At 69.7% G+C, this 17,505-nt stretch carries 14 protein-coding genes; 7 read left to right on the top strand and 7 right to left on the bottom strand.

Features of this window, described 5'->3' with window-relative positions; all coding sequences use genetic code 11:
• Window positions 1-36: 36 nt before the first annotated feature.
• The gene (locus ACIOGX_RS06465) at window positions 37-1,149 is read left to right on the top strand and encodes an EamA family transporter (protein WP_401910842.1); all 1,113 of its coding nucleotides are present in this window, start codon (window positions 37-39) and stop codon (window positions 1,147-1,149) included.
• A gap of 91 nt (window positions 1,150-1,240) precedes the next feature.
• On the opposite strand, the gene ACIOGX_RS06470 is transcribed toward ACIOGX_RS06465, so the two are convergent.
• From ACIOGX_RS06470 to ACIOGX_RS06480, 3 genes are all read right to left on the bottom strand, one after another.
• On the bottom strand, window positions 1,241-2,038 hold the full coding sequence (locus tag ACIOGX_RS06470) for a sugar phosphate isomerase/epimerase family protein (protein WP_401910845.1): 798 nt from the start codon (window positions 2,036-2,038) through the stop codon (window positions 1,241-1,243).
• Entirely contained in the window at window positions 2,035-3,018 is a 984-nt protein-coding gene (locus ACIOGX_RS06475) for a GNAT family N-acetyltransferase (RefSeq protein ID WP_401910847.1), read from the bottom strand. The genes ACIOGX_RS06470 and ACIOGX_RS06475 overlap by 4 nt, the downstream gene beginning before the upstream one ends.
• Before the next feature lie 201 nt (window positions 3,019-3,219).
• Complete coding sequence (locus tag ACIOGX_RS06480) at window positions 3,220-4,425, bottom strand: LacI family DNA-binding transcriptional regulator (RefSeq protein WP_401910849.1); 1,206 nt, start codon at window positions 4,423-4,425, stop codon at window positions 3,220-3,222.
• 148 nt (window positions 4,426-4,573) lie between these two features.
• On the opposite strand from ACIOGX_RS06480, the gene ACIOGX_RS06485 reads away from it, so the two are divergent.
• From ACIOGX_RS06485 to ACIOGX_RS06505, 5 genes are all read left to right on the top strand, one after another.
• Window positions 4,574-5,725 carry a Gfo/Idh/MocA family oxidoreductase gene (locus ACIOGX_RS06485; protein WP_356508452.1) on the top strand — a complete coding sequence of 384 codons (1,152 nt, stop codon included), beginning with the start codon at window positions 4,574-4,576 and terminating at the stop codon, window positions 5,723-5,725.
• Window positions 5,722-6,891, top strand: coding sequence for a dihydrodipicolinate synthase family protein (locus ACIOGX_RS06490; protein ID WP_401910851.1), 1,170 nt, complete (start codon window positions 5,722-5,724; stop codon window positions 6,889-6,891). The genes ACIOGX_RS06485 and ACIOGX_RS06490 overlap by 4 nt, the downstream gene beginning before the upstream one ends.
• A gap of 11 nt (window positions 6,892-6,902) precedes the next feature.
• On the top strand, window positions 6,903-7,727 hold the full coding sequence (locus tag ACIOGX_RS06495) for a sugar phosphate isomerase/epimerase family protein (RefSeq protein WP_401911992.1): 825 nt from the start codon (window positions 6,903-6,905) through the stop codon (window positions 7,725-7,727).
• Between the two features lie 429 nt (window positions 7,728-8,156).
• Window positions 8,157-10,406 (top strand): ATP-dependent RecD-like DNA helicase, encoded by a 2,250-nt coding sequence (locus ACIOGX_RS06500; RefSeq protein WP_356508448.1) that lies wholly within the window; start codon window positions 8,157-8,159, stop codon window positions 10,404-10,406.
• 133 nt (window positions 10,407-10,539) lie between these two features.
• The gene (locus ACIOGX_RS06505; protein WP_030352513.1) at window positions 10,540-11,838 is read left to right on the top strand and encodes a citrate synthase; all 1,299 of its coding nucleotides are present in this window, start codon (window positions 10,540-10,542) and stop codon (window positions 11,836-11,838) included.
• A gap of 516 nt (window positions 11,839-12,354) precedes the next feature.
• Here ACIOGX_RS06505 and ACIOGX_RS06510 read toward each other — a convergent pair.
• Together ACIOGX_RS06510 and ACIOGX_RS06515 are read right to left on the bottom strand one after the other, a co-directional pair.
• Complete coding sequence (locus ACIOGX_RS06510) at window positions 12,355-12,579, bottom strand: heavy-metal-associated domain-containing protein (protein ID WP_383960462.1); 225 nt, start codon at window positions 12,577-12,579, stop codon at window positions 12,355-12,357.
• A gap of 96 nt (window positions 12,580-12,675) precedes the next feature.
• A complete protein-coding gene (locus tag ACIOGX_RS06515; RefSeq protein ID WP_356508444.1) occupies window positions 12,676-13,362 on the bottom strand; it encodes a TetR/AcrR family transcriptional regulator in 687 nt (228 codons plus the stop codon).
• A gap of 144 nt (window positions 13,363-13,506) precedes the next feature.
• Between ACIOGX_RS06515 and ACIOGX_RS06520 the strand changes: the two genes are divergently transcribed.
• Window positions 13,507-15,768 carry an MMPL family transporter gene (locus ACIOGX_RS06520; RefSeq protein ID WP_401910855.1) on the top strand — a complete coding sequence of 754 codons (2,262 nt, stop codon included), beginning with the start codon at window positions 13,507-13,509 and terminating at the stop codon, window positions 15,766-15,768.
• Window positions 15,769-15,927: 159 nt separating this feature from the next.
• Here ACIOGX_RS06520 and ACIOGX_RS06525 read toward each other — a convergent pair whose 3' ends face one another.
• Together ACIOGX_RS06525 and ACIOGX_RS06530 are read right to left on the bottom strand one after the other, a co-directional pair.
• Window positions 15,928-16,125 (bottom strand): AlpA family transcriptional regulator, encoded by a 198-nt coding sequence (locus tag ACIOGX_RS06525; protein ID WP_030352509.1) that lies wholly within the window; start codon window positions 16,123-16,125, stop codon window positions 15,928-15,930.
• A gap of 323 nt (window positions 16,126-16,448) precedes the next feature.
• Window positions 16,449-17,360, bottom strand: a complete 912-nt coding sequence (locus tag ACIOGX_RS06530; RefSeq protein ID WP_401910858.1) for a sugar phosphate isomerase/epimerase family protein — start codon at window positions 17,358-17,360, stop codon at window positions 16,449-16,451.
• Window positions 17,361-17,505: the final 145 nt, after the last annotated feature.

A 17,505-nucleotide genomic window follows, 5' to 3' on the forward strand; every position in this document is an offset into this window, starting at 1 on the left:
TGGTGCTACATAGTCCGGTCCGATGATCCTCGGTGCATGCGCACCACTCATATCGCTCTCGCCGTTCTCGTCACCGCCGTCTGGGGAGTGAACTTCGTCGTCATCGAGGTCGGGCTCGGTCACTTCCCGCCGCTGCTCTTCTCCGCACTGCGCTTTCTGGCGGCGGCGCTGCCCGCGGTCTTCTTTGTGGGCCGGCCGAAGGTCGCCTGGAAGTGGGTGATCGGGGTCGGACTGGTGCTGGGTGTGGCCAAGTTCGGACTGCTCTTCGTCGGCATGGACCAGGGCATGCCGGCCGGTCTCTCGTCGCTCGTCCTCCAGATCCAGGCCGTCTTCACGGCCCTGTTCGCGGCGGTCGCCCTCGGTGAACGGCCCGGCGGCGTACGGCTGCTGGGCATGGCTGTCGCGCTGGCCGGGATCGCTGTGGCGGCGGTCGACGAGGGCACCTCGGGCCCGCTGCTCGCCTTCGCGCTGGTCATCGCTGCCGCGGCCTGCTGGGGCGTCTCCAATGTGCTCACCCGCAAGGCGTCCCCGCCGGACGCCCTGAACTTCATGGTGTGGGTGTCGGCCGTCCCCGTACTGCCGTTGCTCGGTCTCTCGCTGCTGTTCGAGGGCCCGGACGCCGACCTGGCCGCGCTGCGCGCCCTGGACGGCACCGGCATCGGCGTCATCCTCTACGTCGCCTGGGTCACGACCGTCTTCGGCTTCGGCGCCTGGGGCTTTCTGCTGCGCCGCTATCCCGCCTCGTCCGTCGCACCTTTCTCCTTGCTCGTCCCGGTCTTCGGGATGTCGTCGGCGGCGCTGCTGCTGAGCGAGTCCGTCAGCCCCCTGCGCTGGTGCGCGGCGGCGCTGCTGGTCGGGGGAGTGGCCCTCACCTCGCTGTCCCGCACCAGGGGCCCCGCCACACCGCTCCCCGCCACACACCTCCCCGCCGAGCCGGTGTCCGATGAGGCGGCTGCTGCCGAGCCGACACCCGCCGCGTCTGCCTCCGCCTCCGCCGAGTTGGCTTCTGCCTCTGCCTCTGCCTCCGCCGAGTTGGCTTCTGCCTCCGCCTCCGCCTCCGCCACTGTCACCGCCACCTCCCCCTCCGCCCCTGCCACGAACGGCCCCGCCGGACCCCTGGCGCCGGGGTGCTCACCGACACGGTCCTGATGCCGACGCCCGACGTCACACCGCCGCTGCATCCTCACCCTTGCCTCTCGCCGCTGCCCGCCCTCACCTCAGCTTTCCCACGCGGGCTCCGTCAGCTGTGGCGGTTCTCCGCGATCAGCGCCTCCAGATGCTCCCGTCCCGCCGCCAGCAGTCCCGGCAGCTCCGCTGCCTCCGGATACCAGCGCTTCTCGTACTCCCAGCACACCCAGCTGTCGTCGTCGAGCAATGCCAGGCACTCGCCCAGGGGAAGCACACCCGCTCCCAGCGCCAGCGGCGTCGTGTCCTCCGCCGAAGCGATGTCCTTCACCTGGACATAGCCGAGGTACGGGGAGAGGGCCGCGTACGTGGTGGCGGGTGCCTCGCCGCCCAGCCAGGTGTGCATCACATCCCACAGCGCCCCCGCGTGTTTGTGCCCCACCGGTCCCAGCACCCGGGCCGCGTCCGAACCCGTGCGGTGCGAGTCATGCGTCTCCAGCAGGATCCGTACGCCGAAGTCCGCCGCCAGCTCGGCCGCAGCGGCCAGCCGTCGCGCGGCCGTCGCGTCGGCCTCGGCCGCGGGCTGGTCGCCGCCGCCCGGGAAGACACGGATGAAGGAGGCGCCCAGATCCCGTGCCAGCCAGAGCAGTTCGTCCAGTTCCTGGCGCAGCCGCTCCTCGTCGGCGTCGGCTTTCGCCACCCGCACGTACCCCGCGACCGTCAGGATCTCGATTCCGGCGCGCTGGAACTCGTCGACCACCGTGGCCCGTTCGCCCGGCCCGATGCCCGGGTGGACCGGCTCCTCCGGATGGGCGCGCAACTCCACCCCCTGGTAGCCGGTCCCGGCGGCGAGCGCGAGGACATCGGGGATGGGCAGGCCCGGTACTCCAAGGGTGGAGAAGGCGAATTTCACGGTCGTATCCCTTCCTGGCTTGAGGTGGCTCCTGTCCCGAGAGGGAGCCGCCAGTCCTGGCCGACCAGATCCGCTCCGTACGAGTGGTGCGGTGTCTCGGAGACCAGCGTGAATCCGGCGTGCTGGTAAAGAGTGCGGGCGGCGGCGAGGACATCGTTCGTCCACAGCGTCAGTTCCTGATACCCCGCCCCGCGCGCGAAATCCACCACCGTCCCGATCAGCCGCTTCCCGAGTCCGTGACCCCGGGCACCGGGCTCGACCAGCAGCAGGCGCAGCCGCGCGGTGACCGGGGCCTCGTCCCGTACCTCCGGGGCGTCGTCCCGCACGCACATCACGGACCCCACCGGGATGCCGTCCAGCTCGGCGATCCAGACCCGCTCCAGCCGGGAATCGTGGTCCTCCGCGAAGTCCGCGACGATCCGGGCGACGAGCCCCTCGAACTCGGTGTTCCAGCCGTACTCCGCGGCGTACGCGGCGCCGTGGCGCTGCACGATCCACCCCAGCTCGCCCGGCATCGGATCGCGCAGGACCGGCTCCGCGCGGTGGGGTTCCGCCCGGCGGTCGGCGCCGAGGATGTCCCGCACGGTCCGCATCGCGTCCGCGAGCCGGGGCCGCTGCGCCGGCTCGACCTGGGCGAGCAGCGAGCCCACCGCTTCCCGTGACCGCTCGTCGAGCAGCGCCGCGGCCTCGCGCCCCTGCTGGGTGAGCGTTATCCGCTGCCGCCGGGAGTCCCGCTCGGACGGCGCGCGTCCGACCAGCCCGTCCTTCTCGAACTTCGTCAGCAGCCTGCTCAGATAGCCGGCGTCCAGCGACAGCTCGACCCGCAGGTCGGCGGCGTCGGTGCGCGGCGCGTGCGCCAGCTCGTACAGCACCCGTGACTCGGTGAGCGTGTACGGGGTGTAGAGGTGCTTGCTGTAGTCGAGCGCCCCGATGAGATTCGTGTAGAAGCGGTTGAACGCGCGGATTTCCTGGACGGCCATGATCCACCCCCGGACCTTTTCTTTGACTGAGTCAACGCTACGTCGGCCCGTCGAGGCGCGGCAAGGCCCGATCCGTACATTGGCGTCAGCTCGCCACCCGCCCCGGCACGCGCCCCCCGCCGCTCACGGGAGGCACCCGCCCCGCCACCCGCCCCGTCCGATCGGCGGTTCAGCGGTTCACCGGTTCAATGGTTCGGCTGGTCAGTCGGCCCGCCCCCGGCCCTCGGTCGCCCGCGGCGGCGCCGTCGACGCCCGTGCCATCAACTCGGCCGTGATCGTGGCGATCCCGCCCGGTGGTGGGGTCTCCGTGCCCATCGCCAGTCGGCCCGCGCGCGCCCCCGCCTCGTGCAGCGGCAGCCGCACCGTCGTCAGCGCCGGCGTCGCGTCGACCGAGAACGGCAGATCGTCGAAGCCCGCCACCGAGACGTCCTCCGGAATGCGCAGCCCCTGGTCGCGTACCGCCGCGCACGCCCCCAGCGCCACCGTGTCATTCGCCGCGACCACGGCGGTCAGATCCGGTGCGCGGCGCAGCAGCTCCAGCGTCGCCTCGTACCCCGCCCGGCGGCTGTAGGGACCGTGCACGATCAGCTCCTCGTGCCCCCCGCGCCCCCCGCGCGCCCCGCGCCCTTCCTGTCCCTCGTGCCCCGGCCGCCCCTCTCCGTGGCTCTCTCCGGAGCCCTCTCCGGAGCCCACGCCCCGTTCCGCGCCCGACGGCGCCGGATCCCCCAGCCCCGCGGCGGCCAGCGCCGCCATGTGCCCCTCCAGCCGGTGCCGGGTCGTCGTCCGCTCCAGCGGGCCCGCGACGTAGCCGATCCTCCGGTGCCCCAACGTGAGCAGATGTTCCGTCAGCCGCCGCCCGCCCCCGCGGTTGTCGAAGGCCAGCGAAGCCACGATCGCGTCGCTGCCCGGCAGCGGCGGGCGTCCGCACAGCACCACCCGCGTCCCCGCGTCCGCGAGTTTCGCCAGCTTCGTGGTCATCGCCGCGATGTGGCCCGGGTCTTCGAGCGCTCCGCCGGTGAGGATGACGGCCGCGGCCCGCTGGCGCTGGAGCAGGGTCAGATAGGTGAGTTCACGCTCGGGCGAGCCACCGGTGTTGCAGACGACGGCGAGTTTCTCGCCGCCCGCCCGGCCGGTGCCCTCCTGGCCGCCGATCTCGGTCTGCGCCGCCCCCGCCATGATCCCGAAGAACGGGTCCGCGATGTCGTTGACGAGGATGCCGACCAGATCGGAGGTGGCGGCGGCCAGTGAGCTCGCGGGCCCGTTGAGCACGTAGTCGAGATCGTCCACCGCGCGCAGCACGCGCTCCCGGGTGGCGGCGGCGACCGGATAGTTGCCGTTCAGTACGCGGGAGACGGTGGCGGGTGACACCCGGGCGCGGGCCGCCACATCCGCCAGGGTGACTGTCATCGCTTTCCTCCGAGGGGACGAGGGGGATCGGGGTGGTGCGGAGTGAGATCGGTGCGGGATGAGCCTCGGGCTCTTGTCCGGTTCGCTGTCGCAGGCTAGCTTCTTACCTGATAGAAAGCGCTTGCTACGGCTATATGGAGGGAACTTCGTGACACGCAGGACAGTGCGGATCGCCATGAACGGCGTCACGGGGCGGATGGGATACCGGCAGCATCTGCTCCGCTCCGTCCTCGCGATCCGCGAGCAGGGTGGGCTGGACCTCGGGGACGGCGAGGTGCTGTGGCCCGAGCCCGTACTCGTGGGCCGCCGCGAACACGCCCTCAGGGAGATCGCCGAGCGGCACGGCCTCACCGAATGGTCCACGGATCTCGACGCCGTCCTCGCGGACGACACGATCGACATCTACTTCGACGCCCAGGTCACCTCTGCCCGGGTCGAGGCCATCAAGAAGGCGATCGCCGCCGGCAAGCACATCTATACCGAGAAGCCGACCGCGGCCGATCTCGACGGCGCCCTCGACCTCGCCCGGCTGGCCCGTGACGCCGGGATCAGGCACGGCGTCGTCCAGGACAAGATCTTCCTGCCGGGTCTGCTCAAGCTGAAGCGCCTCATCGACGGCGGCTTCTTCGGCGAGATCCTCTCCGTGCGGGGAGAGTTCGGTTACTGGGTCTTCGAGGGCGACTGGCAGGACCCCCAGCGCCCCTCCTGGAACTACCGCGCCGAGGACGGCGGCGGCATCGCCGTGGACATGTTCCCGCACTGGGAATACGTCCTGCACGAGCTGTTCGGCCGGGTCACCACCGTCCAGGCGCATGTCGCCACCCACATCTCGCAGCGCTGGGACGAGCAGGGCAAGCCCTACGCGGCGACCGCCGACGACGCCGCCTACGGCATCTTCGAGCTGGACGGCGGAGCGGTCGCCCAGATCAACTCCTCCTGGACGGTCCGGGTCAACCGCGACGAGCTGGTCGAGTTCCAGGTCGACGGCACACACGGCTCGGCCGTCGCGGGTCTGCGCCGCTGCCGCGTCCAGCACCGCAGCGCCACCCCCAAGCCCGTCTGGAACCCCGATCTGCCCGCCACCGAGTCCTTCCGCGACCAGTGGCAGGAAGTGCCGGACAACGCCGAGTTCGACAACGGTTTCAAGGCGCAGTGGGAGCTGTTCCTGCGCCATGTGGTGCTCGGTGAGGCGTACCACTGGGACCTGCTCGCGGGCGCGCGCGGTGTGCAACTCGCCGAGCTGGGGCTGCGGTCCTCGGCGGAGGGCCGCCGCTTCGACGTACCGGAGCTGTCGCTGTGACCCTCCGACTGCCCTCCCCCGGCGGTGGATCGCGTACGTACACGCCTCGCTCCGAGCCCGCCCGCCTCGGTGCGGGCGGGGCGCCCCTGGCCTCCCGTACGGTCTTCTCCGCGGCCCATGTCGTCGCCGACCCGTACGCCGACATCAGCCCCGACGCGCCCGCCGCCGTCGACTGGGACGCCACTCTCGCCTTCCGCCGCCATCTCTGGGCGCACGGCCTCGGTGTCGCCGAGGCCATGGACACCGCGCAGCGCGGCATGGGCCTGGAATGGGCGGGCGCGGCCGAGCTGATCCGCCGCTCCGCCGCCGAGGCGAAGGCGGTGGGCGGCCGGATCGCCTGTGGCGTGGGCACCGACCAACTGACCCCTGGAACAGACGGTTCCGGTTCCCTGGACGGAGTCCGGGCCGCCTACGAGGAGCAGTTGGCGCTCGTCGAGGAGACCGGCTCGCAGGCCATCCTGATGGCCTCCAGGGCCCTCGCGGCGACCGCGAAGAGCCCCGACGACTACCTCACCGTCTACGCGCATCTCCTGCGGCAGGCGACGGAACCGGTCGTGCTGCACTGGCTCGGCCCGATGTTCGACCCCGCGCTGGAGGGCTACTGGGGCAGTACGGACCTCGACGCGGCCACCGAGACGTTCCTCCAGGTCATCGCCGAGCATCCGGACAAGGTCGACGGCGTCAAGATCTCCCTGCTGGACGCACGGCGGGAGGTCGAGCTGCGCCGCGCACTGCCCAAGGGCGTGCGCTGCTACACCGGCGACGATTTCCACTACCCCGAGCTGATCGCGGGTGACGAACGGGGCTTCAGCCACGCCCTGCTCGGGATCTTCGATCCCCTGGGGCCGCTTGCCGCGGAAGCCGTACGCGTCCTGGACACCGGTGACACGAAGGGCTTCCGCGCACTCCTCGATCCGACCGTGGAGCTGTCCCGGCATCTGTTCCAGCCGCCGACCCGCTTCTACAAGACGGGTGTGGTGTTCCTCGCCTGGCTGGCCGGACACCAGGACCATTTCACGATGGTCGGCGGCCTCCAGTCGGCCCGTTCGCTGCCCCATCTGGCGCGGGCGTACGAACTGGCCGACGGGCTCGGTCTGTTCCCCGACCCGGCGGTGGCGGAGGCTCGGATGGCATCCCTGCTGAGCGTGTACGGAGTGGACCAGTGACCGATCGGCCCATGGCGGAGCTGAAGCGCTTCAGCATCAACCAGATGACGGTGAAACAGCTGTCGCTTCCCGAGCTGACCGAGGCGTGCGTCCATCTCGGTGTGCCAGGGGTCGGGCTGTGGCGCGAGCCCGTCCAGGCGTACGGGATCGAGGCCACCGCCAAGCTCGTACGGGACGCGGGCCTCGCGGTCACCACGCTCTGCCGCGGCGGCTTCCTCACCGCCGTCGACCCCGTACGGCGGGCCGAGGCGCTGGCCGACAACCGCGCGGCGATCGACGAGGCCGCGGCGCTGGGCACGGACACCCTCGTCCTGGTCTCCGGCGGGCTCCCTGAGGGAAGCCGGGACCTCCCGGGGGCGCGCGAACGGATCGCGGACGCCCTGGGCGAACTGGCCCCCTACGCGGCGGAGCGCGGGGTACGGCTCGCCATTGAGCCCCTGCACCCGATGTTCGCGGCCGACCGCTGTGTGGTCTCCACCCTCGACCAGGCGCTTGACCTGGCAGAACGGTTCCCCGCCGATCAGGTGGGGGTGGCCGTGGACACCTACCACATCTGGTGGGACGACCGGGCGCCCGCGGCCGTCGCCCGCGCGGCCTCGCGGATCTTCACCTTCCAACTGGCCGACTGGACGACGCCGCTTCCGGCCGGGGTGCTCAACGGCCGTGGCCAGATCGGGGACGGCGCCGTCGATATGCGCGTCTGGCGGGAACGGGTCGACGCGGCGGGCTATGCCGGCCCGATCGAGGTGGAGCTGTTCAACGACGAACTGTGGGCGCGGGACGGCGTGGAACTGCTCACCGACGTCATCGAACGGTACGTACAACACGCTCTATAGGCGCGATCTTCGCGGCGCGCTCCATAGAGGCGTCCCCCGGGGAGCGCGGAGGCGTTCCCCGGGGGACCGCGACATGTCCGTCGGTACGCGGTCGGCGCGGATCAGGTGCGGACAGAGACGTATGACCCGGTATGCGTGGCCTCCGGCGCGCTCCGTGCGGTGGCCGCGCCGCTGTCTCCGGTGATCCGCGGAGGCCCGGCCGCGAACCCGGAAAATTACGCAGAGGAATCGTGCAACCCTTCCGGGGTGACGTGAGTCGTATACGTCGACAGGGCCTTCGGGGGAGGGATCCGGGGGGATCAGGAAGGCTCTGTTGAGGGGGCGCGCGTGGGGCCCGGTCCAGTGGACCGGGCCCCTAGTAGGTTTCCACAGGCGGGTAGTTGTCCACAGGCCGGCCGTGATGTCGGAGCCTGGCGGTAGCGTCGGATCATGTCCAATCCCGCTGTGCTCGAAGCAGTCCTCGAGCGGATCACGTACGCCAATGAGGAGAACGGCTATACGGTCGCCCGCGTCGACACCGGCCGTGGTGCCGATCTCCTCACCGTGGTCGGCTCGTTGCTGGGCGCGCAGCCGGGCGAGTCACTGCGCATGGAGGGCCGCTGGGGCTCGCACCCCCAGTACGGCAAGCAGTTCACGGTGGAGAACTACACCACGATCCTGCCGGCCACGATCCAGGGCATCCGCCGCTATCTCGGATCCGGTCTGATCAAGGGCATCGGCCCCGTGTTCGCCGACCGGATCGTCGAGCACTTCGGCCTGGACACCCTCGACATCATCGAGCAGCAGCCCAAGAGGCTCGTGGAAGTCCCCGGTCTCGGCCCCAAGCGGACGAAGCGGATCGCCGCCGCCTGGGAGGAGCAGAAGGCCATCAAGGAGGTCATGGTCTTCCTCCAGGGGGTGGGCGTCTCGACCTCCATCGCCGTCCGCATCTACAAGAAGTACGCGGACGCCTCGATCTCCGTCGTCAGGAACGAGCCGTACCGCCTGGCGGCCGACGTCTGGGGGATCGGCTTCCTGACCGCCGACCGGATCGCCCAGGCCGTCGGTATCCCGCACGACAGCCCGGAGCGGGTCAAGGCCGGGCTCCAGTACGCCCTGTCCCAGTCCACCGATCAGGGCCACTGCTTCCTGCCGGAGGAGCGGCTCATCGCGGACGCCGTGAAGCTGCTCCAGGTCGACACGGGCCTGGTCATCGAGTGCCTCGCCGAGCTGGCCGCGGAGGACGAGGGGGTCGTACGGGAGAGGGTGCCGGGGCCGGACGGCGGCGAAGAGGAGGTCACCGCCGTCTATCTGGTCCCCTTCCACCGCGCCGAGCTGTCCCTCTCCGCCCAGTTGCTGCGGCTGCTGCGCACGGGAGAGGACCGGATGCCGGCCTTCCAGGACGTGGCCTGGGACCGGGCGCTGACCTGGCTGGCGGGCCGTACGGGCGCCGAGCTGGCCCCCGAGCAGCAGCAGGCGGTCCGGCTCGCGCTCACCGAGAAGGTCGCCGTTCTGACCGGGGGTCCCGGCTGCGGCAAGTCCTTCACGGTCCGGTCGATCGTGGAGCTGGCGCGGGCCAAGAAGGCCAAGGTGGTGCTGGCGGCGCCCACCGGACGGGCGGCCAAGCGGCTCGCCGAGCTGACCGGGGCCGAGGCGTCCACCGTCCACCGGCTGCTGGAGCTCAAGCCGGGCGGGGACGCGGCGTACGACCGGGACCGTCCGCTGGACGCCGACCTGGTGGTGGTCGACGAGGCGTCGATGCTCGATCTGCTGCTGGCCAACAAGCTTGTCAAGGCCGTGGCGCCGGGCGCGCATCTGCTGCTCGTCGGGGATGTGGACCAGCTTCCCTCGGTCGGGGCCGGCGAGGTCCTGCGCGATCTGCTGGCCGAGAACGGTCCCGTGCCGCGCGTCCGGCTCACCCGGATCTTCCGGCAGGCCCAGCAGTCGGGGGTGGTCACCAACGCCCACCGCATCAACTCCGGGGTACCGCCCATCACGCAGGGCCTCGTCGACTTCTTCCACTTCGTGGAGGAGGAGACGGAGGACGCGGGGCGGCTGACCGTCGAGGTGGCGGCCCATCGGATTCCCGCCAAATTCGGTCTCGACCCGCGGCGCGATGTGCAGGTGCTGGCGCCGATGCACCGCGGCCCGGCCGGCGCGGGTGCGCTGAACGCACTGCTCCAGCAGGCCATCACCCCCGCCAGGCCCGATCTACCCGAGAAGCGGCTCGGCGGCCGGGTCTTCCGCGTCGGCGACAAGGTCACCCAGATCCGCAACAACTACGAGAAGGGGGAGAACGGCGTCTTCAACGGCACCGTCGGCGTCGTCACCTCCCTCAACATGGACGATCAGCGGCTGACGGTGCTGACGGACGAGGACGAGGAGGTGCCGTACGACTTCGACGAGCTGGACGAGCTGGCGCACGCGTACGCCGTGACGATCCACCGCTCCCAGGGCAGTGAGTATCCGGCCGTGGTCATTCCGGTCACCACCGGTGCCTGGATGATGCTCCAGCGGAATCTGCTCTACACGGCGGTCACCCGCGCCAAGAAGCTCGTCGTGCTGGTCGGCTCCCGGAAGGCCATAGGACAGGCGGTACGCACGGTCTCCGCGGGTAGACGTTTCACGGCGCTCGGCCATCGGCTGACGGGACTTTCGGCATCTCGGCTTCCCACAACTGGGGCGAAGGGGGCAGGATGAGTAGGTTGGCGGCACTGAGTGCCGCCAAAAGGCCTAAAGGTCGACCCCGAGTGCACTCTCCTGAGCCAAATGGGGGATGGTAGAGACAGTCAGGGCACCTCGAAGAAGAGGCACTACGTCGGTGAGGGATGACGTGAGCGAGAAACGCGACAACGCGGTAGTACTGCGGTACGGCGACGGCGAGTACACCTACCCGGTGATCGACAGCACCGTCGGCGATACGGGCTTCGACATCGGGAAGCTCCGTTCTCAGACCGGTCTGGTGACGCTGGACAGTGGATACGGCAATACCGCCGCCTACAAGTCCGCGATCACCTATCTCGACGGCGAACAGGGCATCCTGCGCTACCGCGGCTATCCGATCGAGCAGCTGGCGGAGCGTTCCAGCTTCGTCGAGGTGGCGTATCTGCTGATCAACGGCGAGCTGCCGACGGTCGACCAGCTGGCCTCGTTCAAGAACGAGATCACCCAGCACACACTGCTGCACGAGGACGTCAAGCGGTTCTACGACGGCTTCCCGCGCGACGCCCACCCGATGGCGATGCTGTCCTCCGTGGTCAGCGCGCTGTCCACGTTCTACCAGGACAGCCACAACCCGTTCGACGAGAAGCAGCGCCATCTCTCCACGATCCGGCTGCTCGCCAAGCTGCCCACGATCGCGGCGTACGCGTACAAGAAGTCGATCGGGCACCCCTTCGTCTACCCGCGCAACGACCTCGGGTACGTCGAGAACTTCCTGCGGATGACCTTCTCGGTCCCGGCGCAGGAGTATGTGCCGGACCCGGTCGTGGTCTCCGCTCTCGACAAGCTGCTGATCCTGCACGCGGACCACGAGCAGAACTGTTCGACCTCCACCGTGCGCCTGGTCGGCTCCTCGCAGGCGAACATGTTCGCCTCGATCTCCGCCGGCATCAGCGCCCTGTGGGGCCCGCTGCACGGTGGCGCCAACCAGTCGGTGCTGGAGATGCTCGAGGGCATCCAGGCCTCCGGCGGCGATGTGGACTCCTTCATCCGCAAGGTGAAGAACAAGGAAGACGGTGTGAAGCTCATGGGCTTCGGGCACCGCGTCTACAAGAACTTCGACCCTCGGGCGAAGATCATCAAGGCGGCGGCGCACGACGTCCTCTCGGCTCTCGGCAAGTCCGACGAGCTGCTCGACATCGCGCTCAAGCTCGAAGAGCACGCGCTCGCCGACGACTACTTCGTCGAGCGGAAGCTCTACCCGAACGTGGACTTCTACACCGGTCTGATCTACCGGGCCATGGGCTTCCCGACCGAGATGTTCACCGTGCTCTTCGCGCTCGGCCGGCTGCCCGGCTGGATCGCCCAGTGGCACGAGATGATCAAGGAGCCGGGCTCCCGTATCGGCCGTCCGCGCCAGATCTACACCGGCGAGGTCCTGCGCGACTTCGTCCCGGTCGAGTCCCGCTGACCCACGCTTCCCGCGCCCCGGGCCCCTTGCGGCCCGGCGCGCTCGCTTGTACTGCGCATCCGTCCACGCCGGGTGTACGCAGCGAAAAGCGCCCCGCCGCCGATCCCCCCACGGGTCGACGAACGGGGCGCTTTCCATATCCCCGGAGCGGATTCCCCCCACGGGATCCGGGCCGGGCGTCTGCCGTAACCATCAACGGCTACTGGCGGTCGGACCGGGGTACGTACGGGAGGGCCGCTCAAAGCTCCCCGGTGCACGTGCCCCGGCCAATCGCGTGCATGAGACGTCCCCCAAGACATCTCACACGATCCCATCAAACGTCCCCCAAGACGTTCTCTGGCATCGTCCTCTTAGACTCGCGAGTCGACCTAATGGTTACCCCTCAATCTATGTGATCTAGATCTCTTTGTGAAGGTCTTGTGGTGCATGTGAAGGACCGCAGGCGCATAGAAGGTGCTAACCACATAAACGGAGGAGCGGGCGGGTTCGTGCCTCCGATCGTGGGGGCGGGCGTGTTCAGGCCAGTTCGTAACCGGCCTCGTCGACGGCCGCGCGCACGGCTTCCTCGTCCAGTGGGGCCTGGGAAACGACGGTCACGCGTCCCGTGGCGGCCGTGGCCTCCACGGATGTGACGCCCGCGATCCCCGAGATCTCGCTGGAGACGGCCCCCTCGCAGTGGCCGCAGGTCATACCTGTGACCTGGTAGACGGTGGTGACCTGGTTCTTCGTCTCGGCGGTCATGGTGTTTCTCCTCTTCGGGGCTGACGTAGGGGCGGGTGGTGGTACGCCAGGGGCGCGCATGGGCCGCTTGGCGTCCCAGCACCTACGACCCTACCCCTAGGGGGTATGAAACCGAACCCGGTCCTGATGGTCGGAGCCGTCGTGGAGATCCCCGACGAGCGGACACAGGTAGCGGAAGAGCACCGCCTTCAGCTCGGCGATGTACGCGTCCCGTTCGGCGGGCTCCACGGCGAGGATCAGATCCATGCCCGCCTTGAACACGGCGAAGACGGTGTGTGCGACCCGGGTGATGTCGGGCTCCGGCGTGCTGGGGAGGTAGCCGGCGAGGACTTCCTCGACCCTGGTGAGCATGGAGGAGTGCAGGGCGTCGTGATCCCGGGCGACCTGGCCGGGGATGTCCGGGCCGTGCATGAGGACGTTGAAGGCGGGGTTCTCGAAGTTGAACTGGATCAGCGGGTCGAGGACGGCGTCCAGCAGCTGGTCCAGCGGCAGTTCGAGATGGGCCGGGGTGAACGCGTGGCCGTAGGTGGCGCGCCAGCGGGTCAGCAGATGATCGCCCAGCTCGACGGCGATGGCTTCCTTGTTCGGGAAGAACTGGTAGAGCGTGCCCGGGGAGACGCCTGCCTCGCGGGCGATGGAGTTGGTGCTCGCCGCGGTGTAGCCGGTGGTGCAGAAGACGTTGGCCGCCGCTTGGAGGAGCTGGGCGATGCGGCGCTCGCCGCGGGCCTGGCGGCGGCGCGGCTTTCCCGTTCCGTTCTCGCTGCCGTTCTTGGCCTCCGGCATGTGAATCCCCGGCTTTCCTGGATCGGTTGACAAACGCGAGCGACAGCTCGCATTATTGATTAATGCGAGCGATGACTCGTGTTTGTCTATTCTATGGCAATGACTGACCCGTGCCGCGGGTCACGGTGAAGGGGACACCGCACCATGTCCGAAGTCAATACTGGACCGAGTCTTGGGGGATGGACCCGGTTTGTCACCGCGCGGCCGCGGTTCTCGCTCCTGGTCGCGCTGGTGATCACGGCCCTGGCCGTCTTCGCCGGGAGCGGGGTCGCCGACCGGATGGGAAGCGGCGGCTGGGCGGATCCGGACGCCGAGTCGACGTACGCGACCCAGGCGCTGGAGCGGGAGTTCCCGGCCTCTCAGCCCAATCTGCTGCTGCTCGTGGACAGCGGCGGCCGGAGCGTGGACGACCCCGCGGTGGCCGCCGAGGCCAAGCGCCTCACCGACCGGCTCGCGGCTGAGCCGGGCATCACCGGGGTCGGGTCCTACTGGGGGACCGGGTCCGCCGCGCTGCGCGCCGAGGACGGCGGGGAAGCGCTGATCGCGGCGAGGATCGAGGGCGACGAGACAACGGCCGCGAAGGCCCTGGACCGGATAGCGCCGGAATTCCGCGGCACGCACGGGCCGTTGGAGGTCTCGCTCGGCGGACCCGTCGCGGTACAGCACGAGATGCAGGACATCATCCAGGAGGATCTGCTGCGGGCCGAGCTGATCGCCCTGCCGGTGACGCTGGTGCTGCTGGTGATGGTCTTCGGCAGTGCGATCGCCGCCCTCCTGCCGCTCGGGCTCGGCATCGTCGCCATCCTGGGGACGAACGCGGTGCTGCGCGGGATCACCGAACTGACCGATGTCTCGGTCTTCGCGCAGAACCTCACCACGGCCCTGGGGCTCGGACTGGCCGTCGACTACGCCCTGTTCATCGTGCGCAGGTTCCGCGAGGAGCTGGCCGAGGGCGCCGAGGTACGGGACGCCGTGGGCATCACGCTGCGCACCGCCGGGCGGACGGTGCTGTTCTCCGCGCTGACCGTGGCGGTGTCGCTGGCGGCCATGATGGTCTTCCCCCAGTACTTCCTGCGCTCCTTCGCCTATGCCGGCATCGCGGTGGTGCTGCTGGCGGCGGCTGCCGCGCTGATACTGCTGCCGGCCGCGCTGATGCTGCTGGGCCATCGGGTCAACGCGCTGGATCTGCGGGTGCTGCTGCGCCGGCGGCGGAAGCCCGGGACACGCGACGGATCGGGAACCGCGGGCGCGTCCGCCGAGCCGGGGGCCGGCTGGGGTCGGATGGCCGCGCTGGTGATGCGCCGGGCGCCGGTCTTCGCTCTCGCCACGGCGGCCGGGCTGGTCGTGCTCGGACTGCCCTTCCTGGGGGCCACGTTCGGTACCGCCGACTACCGGCAACTGCCGTCGAGCGCCGATTCCCGGGTGGTCCAGGAGGAGATACGGGACGGGTTCCCCGGCAGCCCCGGCGGCGGCCTGGAGGTGTTCGTGGAGGGCGCTGCCACGCCCGCCGAATACGCCGACTACCGCGGCCGGATAGCGGCTCTGCCGGGGGCGCTCGGGGTCGACGGCCCCGTCGTCTCGGGCGAACACGGGTACTTCACGGTGCGGGCCGAGGGGGAGGCGGTGGGTCAGGAGGCCCAGCGACTCGTCCGGGACATCCGCGCGGAACCGGCCGCGTTCGACACGTCGGTGACCGGCACCGCCGCCGTCCTGGTCGATTCCAAGGACGCGATCGCCGACCGGCTGCCATGGGCGGTGGCCATCATCGTGGTGGTGACCCTGCTGCTGGTCTTCCTGCTCACCGGCAGTGTGCTGATACCGGTCCAGGCGGTCGTGCTCAACGCCCTGAGTCTCACGGCGATGTTCGGGGCGGTCGTCTGGGTCTTCCAGGACGGCAACCTCTCCGGGCTGCTCGGCTTCACCGCCACCGGCGACATCGAGACGACCCTGCCGGTCCTCATGTTCTGTGTCGCCTTCGGGCTCTCCATGGACTACGGAGTCTTCCTGCTCTCCCGGATCAAGGAGGAGTACGACCGAGGCGGCGATCACGAACAGGCGGTGACCTTCGGCCTCCGGCGCACCGGCGGACTGATCACCGCGGCGGCCGTGATCCTCGCGGTGGTCATGGTGGGCATCGGCACCTCCCGGGTGACCAACACCAAGATGCTGGGGCTCGGGATCGCGCTCGCCGTGCTCATGGACGCGATGGTGGTCCGCAGCCTGCTGGTGCCCGCGGTGATGAAGCTGACGGGCAGGGCGACCTGGTGGGCTCCCGGGCCGCTGCGGCGCTTCCATGACCGGTTCGGGCTGAGCGAGGACGAGTCGAAGCCGGCCGCCGAAGGGGACGCGCGAGATCCGGCGCGGACCGAGCCCTCTGACCGGGACCGGGACACAGCGAGCGTCTGACCGGAGCGGAATGAGGCCGTGCCGAACGGGGTCGTGCCGAACGGGGCCGTGCGTAACGGGACCGTGCGGAACGGGGGCGGGCAAGAGGGATGGAACGGGGGCCGTGGGCCCGTACCGGATCGGTACGGGCCCACGGCGGGCTCACGGTCGCCCGGTCGCTCAGCCTCTGTTGCTTCTGTTACCGGGACGCTGGGCCACCCAGGCGCGGACGGTGTCCGCGTACCAGTAGGGCTTTCCGTTCTCCACATGGTCGGGCGGCGGGAGCAGTCCGTGCTTGCGGTACGAGCGGACGGTGTCCGGCTGCACCCTGATGTGCGCCGCGATCTCCTTGTAGGACCAGAGCCTTTTGTCCGTCATCAGTGGCTACCTCCCCGCGTCCGCCGCAGGAAGGCCGGTGGGCCGTCGGGGGAGCTGCGGCACGACGCTGGTGATCACCCAGCCTGTGCCCATCGAGCGACACAGAGTGATGGAGAGGGTGGATTTGTCACCTCCCTGTGACGGAAGGACCGTGTAATCGAGATATGTGTGACGGTAGAGGGATCTTTGTGGCGCATGTGGCACATATGACGCGTGCACTTCATGCGGCGCGTGGACCCCATGTGGCGTGGCTGCGCACGGGAGTTGTGTGACGTCAGGCGCGTCACAGGCGCCGGCCCCGCTCCGTACCGCCATCGCCTGGGTCAGGCGCCGCAACTCCGCAGGAAACGGCGGGTGCGTGCGGCGATCGGGAACGGCTTGTCGGGAGGGCACGGATACATGTCCTGTTCGACGATGGCGAAGAGGTCCACATCCAGCCGCCGCGCCGCGGTGAGTACCGGTTCCAGCGCGGGAACGCCGCCCGGCGGCTCGCACATCACCCCGCGGCCGACCGCCGGCCCGAACGGCACCTCGTCCGCGACGACCTTGGCGAGGATCTCCGGGTCCACCTGCTTGAGATGGAGATAGCCGATCCGCTCCCCGTAGGTCTCGATCAGTTTGACGCTGTCACCGCCGCAGTAGGCGTAGTGGCCGGTGTCCAGGCAGAGCGAGACCAGATCGGGATCGGTCGCGTCGAGGAAGCGGCTGACGTTCTCCTCGCTGTCGATATGGGTGTCGGCGTGCGGATGGACGACGATGCGCAGCCCGTACCGGTCCCGCACCTCACGGCCGAGCCGCTCGGTCTGCGCCGCCAGATCGCGCCACTGCTCCGGCGTCAGGGTCCGGTCCTCCAGCACCTCCCCGGTCTTGTCGTCGCGCCAGAACGAAGGGATGACGACCAGATGGTCCGCGCCCATCGCCCGGGTGAGCGCGGCGATGTCCGCGACGTGCGCCCAGGTCTTCTCCCAGACGGCGGGGCCGTGGTGCAGTCCGGTGAAGACGGTTCCGGCGGAGACCTTCAGCCCGCGCCGGGAGGTCTCCTCGCCCAGCCGGACGGGATCGGAGGGGAGATAGCCGTACGGGCCCAGCTCGATCCACTCGTAGCCCGCCTCGGCGACCTCGTCGAGGAAACGCTGCCAGGGAACCTGCTGGGGATCGTCGGGGAACCACACGCCCCAGGAATCGGGGGCCGACCCGACCCGGATGCGGTTGGACGTGGGTACGGAAGAGGTCATACCGGTCAGCTTTCCGGTCGTGCGGAAAGAGTGTCAACCCCTTCGTCCGAATGTCAGGACAAAACATTGACAGGGCTCGGAGGCGGGCATTAGATCGGGGAGCGACGTGGATGTGGGAGTGACGTCGGAGTGACCGGCGAACCGA

Source organism: Streptomyces sp. NPDC088147, assembly GCF_044741565.1.
Classification (GTDB): Bacteria; Actinomycetota; Actinomycetes; order Streptomycetales; family Streptomycetaceae; genus Streptomyces.